Below are 13,121 nucleotides of genomic sequence, written 5' to 3' on the forward strand. Positions count from 1 at the left end.
CCGGGCGCCCCCAGCCTCTATGGCGGGCGCGGCAATGCCGCCGCATCGGTGCTCGGCCTCTTCCTGCTTGCCGTGATCATCAACGGCATGGCGATGTACGATATCGAACCCGTCTTCCAGCAATTCGTCGTGGGAGCCTTGCTGATCGCCACCGTCGCGATCGACACGCTCCTCAACCGTCATCGCGTCTGAGGGAGACAGAAATGGCAGCCCACTCCGCCACCCCCGAGACGATGCCCTTCCTGAAGCGTTGGCGACTGGAACAGGAGGCGATCACGCTGGGCGTGGTCGCCGCACTCGTGCTGCTGCTGGCCTTCGGCGCACCGGCCTTCCTCAATGCCAACAATCTCGACTCGCTGCAGACCAGCCTTGCACCGAACATGATCATCGCCATCGGCATGATGGTGCTGTTCATCACCGGCCTGTTCGATCTGTCGGTCGGGGCGGTCATGGGCCTGTCCGGCATCGTCACGGCCTATGCATTGTCGGCCGGCTTCGGCATGGCCGGAGCGATCGTCTGCGGGCTCGCGGTCGGTGCGGTGATCGGCCTCGCCAATGGCATCCTCGTCGCGGTCTTCAGGATCAACCACCTGATCGCCACGCTCGGGATGATGTACATGGTCCGCGGGCTGGTCGAGGTCATGCTGATCGGTACCGGCCTCGGCGGTTTCACCGAATTTCCGGCCACCTTCACCTTGCTCGGCAATGGCCAGGTTTTCGGGATCTACGGCATGTTCATCTTCGCGCTGGGGCTGGTGATCGCCGGCGAGTTCATCCTGCGCCGCACCGTCCTGGGGCGCCGGCTCTATTTCCTCGGCGGCAATCCCGAAGCGGCCGGCATGATCGGCATCAACGCCACCCGCCTGCGCATCGGCGTCTTCGTCTTTTCCGGCTTGATGGCATCTCTGGCCGGCGTGCTGGTCACGGCACGCATCGGCATGGCCAATCGCTATCTCGGCGTCGGACTGGAGATGAACATCATCATCGCCTGCCTCGTGGGCGGCGGCAGCATTGCCGGCGGCAAGGGCTCCTTGATCGGTGCCATGCTGGGTGTGGGCTTCATCAGCCTGATGACGAATGCCTTCAATCTCTTCGAAGTTCCCTCCGAATGGCAAAGTTCGGTGATCGGTCTCGTCCTCGTGATCGTGGTGGTAATCGATGCCATCATGCTCCTGCGCAAGCAACGACTCTCATGGGCGACCATATTCGGCACGAGATTCCTTAAGGCGGGACAATAATGCCAGTGTCGCAGCAAGCCCGCTCTCGGTCATCGGCGCTCCTGCGCCGTCGGCCGCCGCGCCGGTAATCACCTCGAGGCGCTGAACCTCGCCCTCAGGCTCAAGCCTACGGCCAAGCGGGCTATGTCACGCGCTGGCGGTTCTCCAAAGTGGTGGCGATATTTGCGACTGAACTGCGAAGGACTTTGGTGGCCTACGCGAAAGAGTGCAGCCGGGTGTCGATGTCTTGGACCAGCATCAGGCTGCGCACGTCCTGCACACGAAGCTGTTTCTGGAATTGCAGCGGCGGTATCGCCGTCACGGCGCGAAAATGCTCGTGCAGGCTCAGCGGGCCCTTACCTACTTCCGCGGCGAGCGGTTCGATGCTGAACCGCGCCCGAAGTCCTGCCCGGTCCATGCGATGGCGCGACCGGACTTCTTCCCGCCGGCTGCGCATGGCCTGGCTCCATATAGTCTCGCGCGCATTCATGCCGGTCTCTTACGCGAGAGAGACGTTTCTCCTTTGCGGATTGCAGGGCAATTACAGCTTGCGTGTGTAACGCGGGCGCGTGACAGGACGAAAGACCCGAGAGAAGTATGCTGCTCTCCAGCGTGCCGGATCGAACAAACATCGGGACAATTGCCATGATAAGTCGTCGTACCTTCTCGAAAGCCGTCCTTGCCGGGGTCGCCACTTCCCTCTTCGCGTCGCGTTCCGCAGCCGCGGCTGACAAGCCCGTCGCCGCACGCAACGTCGTGTTCGTCCATGGCCTCTTCGCCGATGGTTCGTGCTGGAGCGACGTCATCGCCCGCCTGCAGGTGAAAGGGCTGAACGCCACCTCGGTGCAGAATCCACTGACGACATTGCCGGAGGCTGTCGCTTCGGCTCAGCGCGTATTGGCACGGCAGGAGGGACCCACCGTGCTGGTCGGGCATTCGTTCGGCGGTATGATCGTGACCGAGGCGGGTATGCATCCGAACGTCTCGGCGCTGGTCTATGTCGCGGCCCGCGCTCCGGATGCGAACGAAGACTACGCAGCGCTAGCCAAGACCTATCCCACGCCCCCGGCGAGCGCCGGCATCCTGTTCGATGGTGATGAGGGGCGCCTCGGCGAAGAAGCATTCCTGCGCGACTTCGCCGGCGATCTGCCAGAGGCCAGGGCAAGAGTGCTCTATGCCACGCAGCAGCCTTTCAACAAGGCTCTGCTGGCTGGTAAGGTGTCCCAGGCGGCGTGGCGGTCCAAACCGAGCTTCTATGCCGTCTCCACCGAAGACCGCACCATCAATCCCGATCTGCAGCGCTTCATGGCCAAGCGCATGGGGGCGAAGACCATCGAGGTGGCGGCAAGCCATCTGTCGTTGATCTCTCGGCCCGATGACATAGCCGGGCTGATCCTCGAAGCTGCCGGTCAGGCGGCTTAGCGACGGGCGGAATTCGCATCGGGAGCTCCACCGGGCAGCCCGTCCAGCTGTTCGCTTCGAGAGCCGCTTTGAGGATGGGGGCAAACCACCTGGGGAGGATGGGCGAGCTGCTTCTCAGAGGCTGTGTCTGTCACATTGGCGATATTGCAAGGTGTGACGGAGATCGTCTGCATCATGGAGACAGTCCGCAACGGCCGGGCCGTGATGGAACGATCTCCATGCGAGGCTGCGCGGCAACCTGGGCACGATCCTGGGCTGGCTGGGTCGGAGTGGCGGCAAGGCCCGGCCTCAATGCAACGAGCCCTGTCCATGGGCGGGGCTTGCGGGTATCGGTGATTGCTCGGGCAGGATTTGCTCTTACGTTGTGTTTTCCCTCAGCCTATCGATGTTTACCGGATCTCGCATCACGGGCTAGAAACGGGCGGTTTCGTGTTGTAACGCAATTTCCATGGGTGATCCGCCGCATAGCCATACTCGGCTTGCTTCCTGAAATCGGTTGCTGCGCGGTGGTTGAGCAGGGGCGCCACCGCAGAAAGCTGCGCTCCAAGACACGAAGCCTTTGGAAGCCTGATACAGTCGCGCGCAAACAGCTCATAGCCAATAATATACCTCAGGGGATGATCTTAAGATGAGGCATGATTGAACAAATTTATATAAACATCTGAATTCTGTGTGAAAATTTAAAAATCGCAATTTTTTTGGGAAAATACATGAAGACCATTGGCATATTGGGAGGAATGTCTGCCGCATCGACGCAGATCTACTATCGTGAACTCTGCGAAATCACACGCCGACGCCTTGGTGGTTTGCACTCTCCGCAACTTTTGATCCGATCACTCGACTTCGCAGAGATCGAAATGCTGCAAGTCAACGGTCAATGGGATCAAGCTGGGCGCAGATTGAATGTCGAGGCACAAGCACTGGAACGCGGCGGCGCGGATATTCTCGTCCTGGCGACAAATACGATGCACAAACTGGCTGAGCAGATGATGAGCGGCGTGAATATTCCCTTGATTCACATCGCGGATGCGACCGCGGATCGGATCGTCAAATCCGGCCTCACCAAGCCTGGCCTGATGGCGACCGCCTTCACCATGGAGCAGGCTTTCTATACCGATCGCCTGAAGGCGGCCGCGCTCCAACCTGTTATTCCCGCTGACGCCGACCGCGCCGAGGTGCACCGCATCATCTACGATGAACTTTGTAAGGACATTACGACAGAGGACAGTCGCTCGATCTATGAGGCGATCGCAGAGCGTTTGATCGTGAACGGCGCCGATTGCTTGATTCTCGGCTGCACGGAAGTCGGCATGTTGCTCAACGAGGGCAATGTCTCCGTGCCCGTCTTCGATACCGCGCTGATCCATTGCGAGGCTGCCATCGACATGGCTTTGGCTGGCTAGTGCTTTGGGAGGTCAGGACCTTGCGTTTCTCATGGATAAGCTCGATCGCATTCTGGATATCAGGACATGCCGGTCCCGTAACCAGCTTTAAAATCGCATTGTAACCCTCAGCATTGCGACATGATCAGTCCTCGCGCTGCCCGCACCGCTTCATCGGTTGAAGCGAGGATGCGCTTGACGGTCTGATTTTCGATCGCGCCATTCCTGACGCGAAGCTGCATTGCGAGCTTCTGTTCTTCCATGGCGAGATACCCGAGTTCGGCTACCGAATAAGCGTCTCCGTGTTACCGGCATTGGCGCCGAGAAGAAGCAGGTGGACCGCCGCTCGACCGGCGGAACGGAAGCCTCAACACATGCGATGATCCCACGACGCTCGCGACCGCCCTCTTCGACCGCATCCGATACCCATCCAAACGGAGACGATATTGACTTTGAAGGACGTATCCGCTCCGCCTCCGGAGCGCACCTCTCCAATCGGGCTCGAGAGCCATATCAGCGGCACTCGATTGATCACCGGCGACGGGCCGGCGTGGAAAGACGTTTTCGTGCAGGTCTTCTCACGCAATCGCGATCAACACTCTTTCCTCGTTCCTGCCGTTGCCGAACCACTCATCGTCTGGGTCGTGTCGGGCAGCGCCACCGTCGCGGAACGGGATCTTGGAGGTGAATGGGCCACGAGTCGCGTCAGCGTGGGCGATTTCTTCCTGACGAGGTCGCCCACTCCTTATGAACTGCAATGGCAGGCCGATGGCGATCAACCCTTTCAGGTGATGCACCTCTATCTCTCGGTCCCACTCTTCGAGAGAGTCGTGCGCGGGATTCTCGGAAAAGCCGGCAGTGACGTCACCGTGAAGGACGTCTCCGGGGGGCGCGACACCACGCTCACGCACATCCTGAGCCTCCTTCATGGAGAATTGGCCATGTCAGGAAAAGCAAGCGCGTTGTTTGTTGAAGGGCTGGCGCAGGGCCTAGCCGTGCATCTGGTACGCCATTATGCGGTTGCAGATACCGATATGCGCATCAAAAACGCCTTACCCGGCTCGAAACTGCGGCGGGCAACCGCCTTCATGACAGCCCGGCTCGATCAGCCATTCGATCTCAGCAGCCTGGCACATGAGGTGGGAATGAGCGAGTTCCATTTCAGTCGGCTTTTCAAGAAGGCGACAGGTCTTTCTCCGTCGCTCTACTTCATTCGCCAGCGGGTGGCCAAGGCGCAGCAATTGCTGCAGGAAACCGACTCCAGCATCCTTGAGATCGGCATGGCCGTCGGCTACTCCAGCCCCAGCCATTTCGCGCAGATCTTCCGTCGTGAAACCGGCCTCTCGCCAAGCGACTACCGCCGCGGCTGAAGCGCCAAGCTCACTGGAAGTCAGAAACGAGCAAGATCCCGACAGCCTCCGCAAGGCACCGGGCGAGGGAAAGACTGAAGTTCCCTAGCCTCCTCCTCGCCGAAAGCGAACGCCCTTCCGCTCCCCGGATCGGGTTCGGCGGCAACAAGGAGACAACCCATGACCAACCTCAATGGAAAGGTCGCGCTGATTACCGGCGCATCGAGCGGTATTGGCGCGGCGACGGCCCACAAGCTCGCCGGCGCGGGCGTCAAGGTCGGGATTGCTGCCAGGCGCACCGATCGCCTCGAAGCACTGAAAACCGACATCACAAAGGAGGGCGGCGAAGCTCTCGTCATCCCGATGGACGTGGTCGATCCGGCCTCCGTCGAGGCTGGCGTCAAGGGGCTGATCGAAGCCTACGGTTCGATCGACATTCTCTTCAACAATGCCGGGTTGATGCCGCTCTCCGATATCGACCAGTTCAAGACTGGCGAATGGCACCGCATGATCGACATCAATATTGGGGGCCTGCTCAATACGACGGCGGCGGTGCTGCCCCAGATGATCAAGCAGCATTCGGGGCACATCTTCAATACATCCTCGATCGCCGGCCGCAAGGTCTTCAAGGGGCTCTCGGTCTATTGCGCCACCAAGCACGCGGTGACCGCCTTCTCCGATGGCCTGCGCATGGAGGTCGGGCAAAAGCACAATATTCGCGTCACCTGTATCCAGCCCGGCGCCGTCGCTACCGAACTCTATGACCAGATCACGGATCCCGGTTACCGCCAGCAGATGGACGACCTTACGAAGCAGATGACCTTCCTGAAGGGCGAGGATATCGCCGAGACCATCCTGTTCGCCACCCGAGCGCCGGCTCATGTAAACGTTGCGGAACTCTTCGTTCTGCCAATCGAGCAGGGCTGGTAGGCGCCTTACCGGCGCGCAGCCGAATGCCCACCCTCCGATCGTTGAAGGGGGTGGGCACTCAAGGAATTTCAGCCTCGCAGGCCTATCGCCTGCTCACGGGTGGTCGATCGTTCTCATGACGACCAGTCAGAAAGGCAGCCTGACATGATGAGGATGGGTCTTCACATGATGATTCAGCTGCACCACGCTCAACCGGGCGTCGGACTGTGGCTCCGAGCTCTGAGCACAGCCGGCGAATAGGTTGTCAGTAATAGTCGGGCGACAGGCCGCACCTATGCTCTTGCGCGACGCATATCGCTGAAGCTGAGCCATAGAGCCGAAACCAGGAAATAGAAGGCTCCGAGGCCCGCATATCCTGCAATGTCGGCAATCGACGGCAGTTCCGGCATTCGCGCCTGGGCGATGAAGAAGGCACCTGCCGCAGCCGACTGGCCGCCGCTGAGGATCATTGCCCACTGGCCACTGCTCGTCTTCCAGCGGCGAAGCGCCGTGCCCAGTTGCAGGAGACCCGAAAAAATAGCCCAGAGACCAAAGACGCCGAGAACCCAATTCATGTTCATCGTGAGCGCGATGATCACGGCAACGACCATCGCCGAACTGACAGCCACATTGATCGCCTGGCTCCGGTTATTTGCCAGGCCGCCGTTTCGCGCTGCATCGACGAAGTTGGCCACGGCGTCCCAGGCCGGATACAGGATGAGCAGGACCACCGCGACCGGAAAAGAATGGCGACCGGCAGCCAATGCCGCTGCAACCCAGATTCCGGAAAACACAGCTCGGACGAAATAATATCGCTTCAACCAATGATCCTTGTCACTTGCCGCTAAGTTCGTCTGATCGACAGGCATGATAATTTCCTATGAGATGTCGAAAGGGGTTTGTTTATCGGCTGATGTCAGCGTGCTGATGCCGTGCATATCGGCTCGGTTGAACAGGCTGGATCCCGCGGGTAGCGCTGCTCTCTCTTCCGATCTCGACGGTCCATTTGCCGGCGGCGGATGTGATTTGCGCCAAAGCAGGGAGAACGTGGGCCGGGCCTGGGTGCGCACGAATTAGATCCCTGCGTACCACTCATATCCTCGATCCTCCCAATAGCCGCCGTTTCCACCCCATAAGCCGGCAAAGCTATCGACGAGTTCGATGCGCATGATGTATTTCGCCTGCTTGTAACCGAGTTGGCGCTCGACTCTCAGACGCAGTGGAGCACCGTGGCCGATGCTCAGGTCCTTGCCATTCATTTGATAGGCGAGGATGGTCTGCGGGTGGAACGCGTCAACGAGATCGATGCTCTCGTAATACCGACCACTCCCATCGAGCGTCTTCTCGAGCTCATCGGCGCAATGGAAGACCACGTAGCGCGCCGTAGGCTTCAGGCCGGCCAAACTCAAAAGGCTCAGAAGCGGAACACCAGTCCATTTGCCGATGGCGCTCCATCCTTCGACGCAGTCATGGCGCGTGATCTGGGTGCGTGCCGGGAGCTTCTTGAGCTCGGCAAGGGAGACCTCCTGAGGCCTCTCCACCAAGCCGTCTATCCTTAATCTCCAGCCCTCGAACTTGCCTTCGGCCAACTCGGCATATTCGTCGCTGTCGGGAGCATTGGTGCCGTTCACCCGGAAGGATGGCGAAATATCGGCCTCCGCAAATTCGCGGGCCAAAGCGTCACGCCCCTGAAGCAGCCGCTGAGCCATCATCGTCAGCTTCTCCGCTGAACGGAGGGCGGCATCGATATCGGTATTTTGCTCCAACGCGTCACAGCCGGGAAGGGTCAGGACGCCGGCCCCCAGCATGCCGCCAATCAGAAACCGGCGACGGGTGAGAAGTTGGCTCATGATTTGGAACTCTTTTCGCGAATAGCATAGCGGCCAGTGATCATCGAGCGCAGATTGTTCCAAGCGCCTGACAGCACGACCATCACGATGTGGACGACGACGAACAGCACCAGAAGCGATGCCGTGATGAAGTGGATGGTTCGGGCGGATTGACGCCCCCCGAAGACATCGACCAATGCTGGAAAAGCTGCGTCGATGCCGGGCGACATGGTCAGGCCCGTAAGGACCATCAGGGGCAGCAGAACGACAATCACGGCGAGATAGGTAAGCTTTTGCAACGCGTTATAGCGTCTTGCCTCCTCGCCTTCCGGGAAGCGGAGACGGGCGTGATCCAGGACTTCGCGCCACAGATGGCGCGGTGAAAGCTCTCGGGTCGTCGGTGCCAGGTCCCGCCTGAAATGACCGTTCAAGACACTGAAACCGAAGTAGAAGATGCCGTTGATGAGGAACAGCCAGGCAAAGAAGAAATGCCAGCGCCGTCCTGCCGCCAGATCCTGGAACGAGGGTATCGTGGCCCATGCCGGAAAAGCCCGCGATGTCGGCTCGCCTTCCACGTCCGACACTCCGAGAACACCGGTTGTCGCGAATTGCACGCCCGCGACTCGCACAAAGCCGCGCGCTTGGTCGCCTTCGCCCTGCGAACCGATGGTCAAGGCCGCATGATCACCGTCCGCTCCATAGTGACCCCAGTACAATTCGGGATGAGCGTTGAAGATCTGAAGTCCACTCAAGAGGAGGAAACTCAGGCAAAGCGCGTTCAACCAATGCGTGAGCCGCGTGCTGAGGGCGTGGCGGCGAATGAACACCGTTCGCCGACATTGGGTATTATCATTGCTAGCATTCCCGTTCACGACAACGCCCTCTGTTCTTGGCCTTCATTACTCTCAGGTCAGACGGTATTTTCAGGCCGCGCCGATCGAACCGGCCGAGCGACCGGATCGACCGACAGCGACGCGCCTCACATGGGCGGAACTACGCCATTCTTTCCGACGAGAACCTGATGGGCGATGGTGCCGGTCCCGGCCTTCTCGGCAGGCACGAAAACGACAGCACCAGGAACGAGATCGTCCGCGGTCGCGGGCGCAAAAGTGACGACCGGCGTGCCGTCCGGAATGGAAATCTTCTTTTCCTTACCATGATAGGACACGGTGACCGTCCTGCCCTCGACACCTTTGACCGCATCCGCCACGGTCGCATTGGTCATGCTGCTGTTGGGCTTGAGATCCCAACCGTAGCTGCCCTCCCCCGTGCCCTTGAGTGCCGGCGGGAAAATGAGCACTTCGAGCGCACCGTCCCCGCCCCCCTTTTTGGGCAGTGATGCAATACCAACGAAATCGCCGGGCTTGATATCGGCTACCTTCGCATTCGCCACGCTGGATACTTTCCAGCCGTCGGCGAGAGCGACATCGAGTGTCTCTCCTTCGCGAGTCTTCACTTTGAGCGTAGACCCGCTGTAATTGAGAATGCTGCCCCGGACATGGATCTGCCCTGCCTTCTTATCTTCGGCATGGACGGGCGATGCCACGATGGCCGCCGAGGAGAGCGCCGACAGACCGACGGCAAGCGCAGGGAAAAAATTCTTGATCATCACAATAACTTCCTACTAGTTGGTAGTTTTTCAATCGCAATTGCTGCGCGGGGCAGACTGCACCGCCCCGGGCGTTGTCAAGCAGCAGTCGACGACAACCGCTTCAGCGTAGGCGCCAGAATGGCGGCGAACACGTCCGGAGTTCCGTAAGCGCGGGCGGAGAGCATTGCCCCATGAACGGACGCCATGAACGCCTCGGCCTCGATCCGTGGCTCGCTTGACAGCTTCAAGGCTCCCTCTTTCGAGCCGCGCTCCATGACCGCCGTCAGCCAAGCCGATAGAAACCGGAAAAAGGCCTTCACTTCCACCGCAACTTCCGGCGGGAGCGCCGGCAACTCACTGGCAAGCAAAGCGCAAACGCAAAAAGGAATGCTCGCATCCTCAATGCACTTGGCCCAGAAGCCTGCATAGGCATTGAGCAGTTCGACAGGGTTGCGCACGTTCCGCTCAAGCCCCGCCAACCCCGCTTCGGCTTCTTCACGATATCGCCGCACGAGCGTGCGGACCAGATCCACCTTGCTTGGAAAATGATGATGAATGCTGGCCTTGCGGATCCCGACGACTTCCGCAATGTCGGCGTAACTGAAGCCGTTATAGCCGCCATTCATGATGAGTGAACGCGCAGAGGCCAGGATATCGTCAGACGTCGTCGAAAGATTGCTCATGGAATTTGTCTACCTTTCAGTAGGGAGGCTGTCAAGCGTGAATCTGATTTTCCTCTGCCTCGCAGTTGAGCGTGCGCGGCCTGGGTCATCCCAAGAGCCAGCCCAGCGCGTCCAGCCTGTCTCAAATCCGCCGCGCCCTCATGTCGATGGCAGCGATACTGTGAGGGCAACACGCCAAGTCAGCCAGCCACGCCAAGTCAGCCGGCGAAGCGTGTACCTATAAAATGCAGGAGAAGAAATGCTTGCCTTGCCCCGGTCCTGATATCTGCATGGGCTCTCCCGCCTTCCTCCTCCGAAAAAGAGAGCGAAATATCGAACTTGGGTTGGCTGCCCGCCATGTTTGTGGTGGCACTCGCTTGCCGAGCGGTACACTTTGCCGGCCGCTGCAGTGGAGGCTGGACGAGATCATCCGTGGTTGCCTGCACAAACCTTCGGGAGCCCGGCGATGGGTGACTCCAGCCCAATCCTCCAAGGCAATATTGACAATCTACCATTCAGAAGGTAGGCAGGGCAACTCTGCCGCCGAAGACAGTGCTCTGTTCTGGCGCCTCCCAGTTTGTGGTGAGTAGAAGGTTTATTTCATGAAAAATTGCGACGTTGCGGCTCAGCTTGAATCATACCGACATACAATCGACAATATCGACGCCGCCCTTCTTCGTATTCTGGGCGAACGGTTCCGGTGCACCAATGAGGTTGGCGTATTAAAGGCTGAATATAATCTGCCCGCCGTGGATAAAGACCGGGAAAGCCGTCAATATTCCCGATTGAGAATCCTTGCGGAGAATGCCGGCCTCGATCAAGACTTCGTTGAAAATCTAATGAAATTTATCATCGAGGAAGTTGTTCAGCGACACAATCAAATCGCAGCAGAACACCAGGCGAGGCGGGAGACAGCACCCCAGAGCTAATCCGGCCCGTGCGTTTGCCCCCGGTCGCACGCGAGGAAAAACCGGATCTTGTCATGGGGTGGGAAAAGCTCCCGCTTCGACCCTTACTGCCCATGATCGGCCTTTTCTCCAGCTCGTTTCCAGCAGTTCGGCGACAGGTGCCTCCGTTGCCAACATGAATTTAGACAAAAGACATTGGATATGAATTCACCTGACCAGAACAGTCTCGAGAGCCGCCTGCGCACCGTCGAGGACAAACTTGCGATCTACGAGCTCATAGCCTCTCACCCGCCAAGTGCCGACACTGGACATTCCAATTACACCCTGTCTGTCTACACACAGGATGGCATTTTTGACCGTGGCCCGGCATTGGATGGTGCAAAGGGCGCCAGGGACATCGCCGCATTTATCGAGCGCCCCGAGCATGGCCAGGCGATTGCCGGCGGCCTCGCCCATTTTGCCGGCCTGCCGCTGATCGACCTGCGAGGCGATCGCGCTGTGGTGACGTCCTACCTTCAGATCGTTCACCTCGATCACGATGGCCAGCCAAAAGCTCTCCCCAACCATGGCATGTCGATGGGATATCGGATCCATCGGGCCGTGGTGAACCGCTGGGAGCTGGAACGCCATGATGGCCGCTGGAAGATCGCAAAGCGAACCTTGCTGCCGGTCGATGGCTCGCAGGCTCATAGAGAGCTGCTGCGCAGAAGTCTTGACGAACTCTACTTCTGACCTGCCGCCCTCGCCTGCCCCGATCGCCCTAGGTCGGGCATCGTTGACGTTGGCGAGCTTCGCAACGATTTGCCAATGGAGAATGTGATGCCGGATCATGCGGCCGAATTCCGGGTTGCCACATGGAACATGCAGGGAAACCCATCGGGGAACCCGGAAAAGGAGAGAGGCCTTTCCAAGCTCTGTGCGGAAAACGATGTCGTCGCGTTGCAGGAGTGCGGCGGCCTCAAGCCTGAGCAGGTCGCGGAAATGCTGGGAGGCGCTCATGGCACCGTCGTTGACTGGGACAGCAGGGAGAACCGCACGAGTGGCCGAAGGTGCGGAGCTGCCGACCTGAAGGAACGAAACCCTCAGGCAAAATATGTGTTCGTTTCGCGCGAACAGGCAGGACATTTCAACAATAATCGCTGCACCGTCGGCATCATCGCCAGGATTGATCGCCTGGAGGACCTGCCAGGGGACGAGAGTGCTGGCGTGAACAGTGCCACCGGGCGATCCGCGGTCAGCGTAAAATATGGAGGATGCGTCGTGACATCCTTCCATGCGGAGGCCAGCCAGGCCGCCACCAGCGATGCGCACACGACGTTGACGGCACTCGGCCGCGCGTTCAAGGATCAGCGCATCATCATGGCAGGCGACTTCAATTCTGATCTGCGACAGCACGCGCAGAATCAGGCCGTGGAGACGGGTCTCGCCAGGCAGATTGCCGATGGCAGTCTGATGCAGCCGCTGCAAGGGAGCAACGGCAGGCGCCTTGTCGACGGGAAAGTGCGGTCCGAAAGACAGGTCCAGCACAAGTGGAATGTGGCGCGGCTCGATCTCATGAGCGAAACCCCGCTTCAGGCGAGCGGCTCTTATGAAACGAACAGAATGCGTCACCATAGCGTCGGCTACGCAATGCCCGAAGAGCCAACTCATCTGGGCAGCGACGGTACGCAAAGACATCTCGATGGTTTCATGTTCAAGAACATGAAACGCCCGGATATTCCCGCCGCGCGCGAGGCAAGCCGGCACGGGTCTGACCATCATCCGGTCACGCTGAGGGTACGCTGACCCACAGCATCGGACAGGATCCTCCGGAATATGGCAGCGGGTTGTTTCGCACCGCAGCAAAGGCTGC

General features: G+C 59.4%; 15 protein-coding genes and 1 pseudogene. 9 read left to right on the forward strand and 7 right to left on the reverse strand.

The features are described from left to right. Positions 1–192 (forward strand): annotated as a pseudogene (gene rbsC, locus BA190_RS36480) (ribose ABC transporter permease); the annotation flags it as partial. A gap of 11 nt (positions 193–203) precedes the next feature. Next, complete coding sequence (locus BA190_RS17125; protein ID WP_068290001.1) at positions 204–1,238, forward strand: ABC transporter permease; 1,035 nt, start codon at positions 204–206, stop codon at positions 1,236–1,238. Between the two features lie 193 nt (positions 1,239–1,431). On the opposite strand, the gene BA190_RS36855 is transcribed toward BA190_RS17125, so the two are convergent. After that, positions 1,432–1,707, reverse strand: a complete 276-nt coding sequence (locus BA190_RS36855; protein ID WP_068290003.1) for a hypothetical protein — start codon at positions 1,705–1,707, stop codon at positions 1,432–1,434. A gap of 155 nt (positions 1,708–1,862) precedes the next feature. Here BA190_RS36855 and BA190_RS17135 point away from each other — a divergent pair, with 155 nt between their 5' ends. Together BA190_RS17135 and BA190_RS17140 are read left to right on the forward strand one after the other, a co-directional pair. Continuing rightward, positions 1,863–2,639 carry an alpha/beta fold hydrolase gene (locus BA190_RS17135; RefSeq protein WP_068290074.1) on the forward strand — a complete coding sequence of 259 codons (777 nt, stop codon included), beginning with the start codon at positions 1,863–1,865 and terminating at the stop codon, positions 2,637–2,639. A 710-nt stretch (positions 2,640–3,349) separates the two neighbouring features. After that, the gene (locus BA190_RS17140) at positions 3,350–4,042 is read left to right on the forward strand and encodes an aspartate/glutamate racemase family protein (protein ID WP_068290005.1); all 693 of its coding nucleotides are present in this window, start codon (positions 3,350–3,352) and stop codon (positions 4,040–4,042) included. Positions 4,043–4,149: 107 nt separating this feature from the next. Here BA190_RS17140 and BA190_RS37065 read toward each other — a convergent pair whose 3' ends face one another. Continuing rightward, positions 4,150–4,284 (reverse strand): hypothetical protein, encoded by a 135-nt coding sequence (locus tag BA190_RS37065; protein WP_256390533.1) that lies wholly within the window; start codon positions 4,282–4,284, stop codon positions 4,150–4,152. A 183-nt stretch (positions 4,285–4,467) separates the two neighbouring features. On the opposite strand from BA190_RS37065, the gene BA190_RS17145 reads away from it, so the two are divergent. Both BA190_RS17145 and BA190_RS17150 read left to right on the forward strand, forming a co-directional pair. After that, positions 4,468–5,391, forward strand: coding sequence for a helix-turn-helix domain-containing protein (locus tag BA190_RS17145; protein ID WP_371260335.1), 924 nt, complete (start codon positions 4,468–4,470; stop codon positions 5,389–5,391). A gap of 159 nt (positions 5,392–5,550) precedes the next feature. Further along, positions 5,551–6,300 (forward strand): SDR family oxidoreductase, encoded by a 750-nt coding sequence (locus BA190_RS17150; RefSeq protein WP_068290017.1) that lies wholly within the window; start codon positions 5,551–5,553, stop codon positions 6,298–6,300. 272 nt (positions 6,301–6,572) lie between these two features. Here BA190_RS17150 and BA190_RS17155 read toward each other — a convergent pair whose 3' ends face one another. The 5 genes from BA190_RS17155 to BA190_RS17175 all read right to left on the reverse strand — a co-directional run bounded on the left by BA190_RS17155 (position 6,573) and on the right by BA190_RS17175 (position 10,382). After that, on the reverse strand, positions 6,573–7,148 hold the full coding sequence (locus tag BA190_RS17155) for a hypothetical protein (protein WP_068290020.1): 576 nt from the start codon (positions 7,146–7,148) through the stop codon (positions 6,573–6,575). Positions 7,149–7,352: 204 nt separating this feature from the next. Further along, the gene (locus tag BA190_RS17160; RefSeq protein WP_068290022.1) at positions 7,353–8,129 is read right to left on the reverse strand and encodes a molybdopterin-binding protein; all 777 of its coding nucleotides are present in this window, start codon (positions 8,127–8,129) and stop codon (positions 7,353–7,355) included. After that, positions 8,126–8,980, reverse strand: coding sequence for a cytochrome b/b6 domain-containing protein (locus BA190_RS17165; protein ID WP_068290024.1), 855 nt, complete (start codon positions 8,978–8,980; stop codon positions 8,126–8,128). Before BA190_RS17165 ends, BA190_RS17160 begins: the two co-directional genes overlap by 4 nt. 107 nt (positions 8,981–9,087) lie before the next feature. Continuing rightward, entirely contained in the window at positions 9,088–9,717 is a 630-nt protein-coding gene (locus BA190_RS17170; protein ID WP_068290027.1) for a hypothetical protein, read from the reverse strand. Between the two features lie 77 nt (positions 9,718–9,794). After that, positions 9,795–10,382, reverse strand: coding sequence for a TetR/AcrR family transcriptional regulator (locus BA190_RS17175; protein WP_068290029.1), 588 nt, complete (start codon positions 10,380–10,382; stop codon positions 9,795–9,797). Positions 10,383–10,963: 581 nt separating this feature from the next. Here BA190_RS17175 and BA190_RS17180 point away from each other — a divergent pair. The 3 genes from BA190_RS17180 to BA190_RS17190 all read left to right on the forward strand — a co-directional run bounded on the left by BA190_RS17180 (position 10,964) and on the right by BA190_RS17190 (position 13,054). Continuing rightward, positions 10,964–11,290 carry a chorismate mutase gene (locus BA190_RS17180; protein ID WP_068290031.1) on the forward strand — a complete coding sequence of 109 codons (327 nt, stop codon included), beginning with the start codon at positions 10,964–10,966 and terminating at the stop codon, positions 11,288–11,290. A gap of 180 nt (positions 11,291–11,470) precedes the next feature. Then, complete coding sequence (locus BA190_RS35310) at positions 11,471–12,001, forward strand: nuclear transport factor 2 family protein (protein WP_082979809.1); 531 nt, start codon at positions 11,471–11,473, stop codon at positions 11,999–12,001. 87 nt (positions 12,002–12,088) lie between these two features. Then, positions 12,089–13,054, forward strand: coding sequence for an endonuclease/exonuclease/phosphatase family protein (locus tag BA190_RS17190; RefSeq protein ID WP_068290035.1), 966 nt, complete (start codon positions 12,089–12,091; stop codon positions 13,052–13,054). The last annotated feature ends 67 nt before the right edge of the window (positions 13,055–13,121 follow it).

This window comes from Labrys sp. WJW, assembly GCF_001676615.1.
Taxonomy (GTDB): Bacteria; Pseudomonadota; Alphaproteobacteria; order Rhizobiales; family Labraceae; genus Labrys; species Labrys sedimenti.

Excerpts from the sequence above, each read along its gene's own strand:
- BA190_RS17125 (WP_068290001.1), top strand. The coding sequence starts at position 204 with ATGGCAGCCCACTCCGCCACCCCCGAGACGATGCCCTTCCTGAAGCGT.
- BA190_RS36855 (WP_068290003.1), bottom strand. The coding sequence starts at position 1,707 with ATGAATGCGCGCGAGACTATATGGAGCCAGGCCATGCGCAGCCGGCGG.
- BA190_RS17135 (WP_068290074.1), top strand. The coding sequence starts at position 1,863 with ATGATAAGTCGTCGTACCTTCTCGAAAGCCGTCCTTGCCGGGGTCGCC.
- BA190_RS17140 (WP_068290005.1), top strand. The coding sequence starts at position 3,350 with ATGAAGACCATTGGCATATTGGGAGGAATGTCTGCCGCATCGACGCAG.
- BA190_RS37065 (WP_256390533.1), bottom strand. The coding sequence starts at position 4,284 with ATGGAAGAACAGAAGCTCGCAATGCAGCTTCGCGTCAGGAATGGCGCG.
- BA190_RS17150 (WP_068290017.1), top strand. The coding sequence starts at position 5,551 with ATGACCAACCTCAATGGAAAGGTCGCGCTGATTACCGGCGCATCGAGC.
- BA190_RS17155 (WP_068290020.1), bottom strand. The coding sequence starts at position 7,148 with ATGCCTGTCGATCAGACGAACTTAGCGGCAAGTGACAAGGATCATTGG.
- BA190_RS17160 (WP_068290022.1), bottom strand. The coding sequence starts at position 8,129 with ATGAGCCAACTTCTCACCCGTCGCCGGTTTCTGATTGGCGGCATGCTG.
- BA190_RS17170 (WP_068290027.1), bottom strand. The coding sequence starts at position 9,717 with ATGATCAAGAATTTTTTCCCTGCGCTTGCCGTCGGTCTGTCGGCGCTC.
- BA190_RS17175 (WP_068290029.1), bottom strand. The coding sequence starts at position 10,382 with ATGAGCAATCTTTCGACGACGTCTGACGATATCCTGGCCTCTGCGCGT.
- BA190_RS17180 (WP_068290031.1), top strand. The coding sequence starts at position 10,964 with ATGAAAAATTGCGACGTTGCGGCTCAGCTTGAATCATACCGACATACA.
- BA190_RS35310 (WP_082979809.1), top strand. The coding sequence starts at position 11,471 with ATGAATTCACCTGACCAGAACAGTCTCGAGAGCCGCCTGCGCACCGTC.
- BA190_RS17190 (WP_068290035.1), top strand. The coding sequence starts at position 12,089 with ATGCCGGATCATGCGGCCGAATTCCGGGTTGCCACATGGAACATGCAG.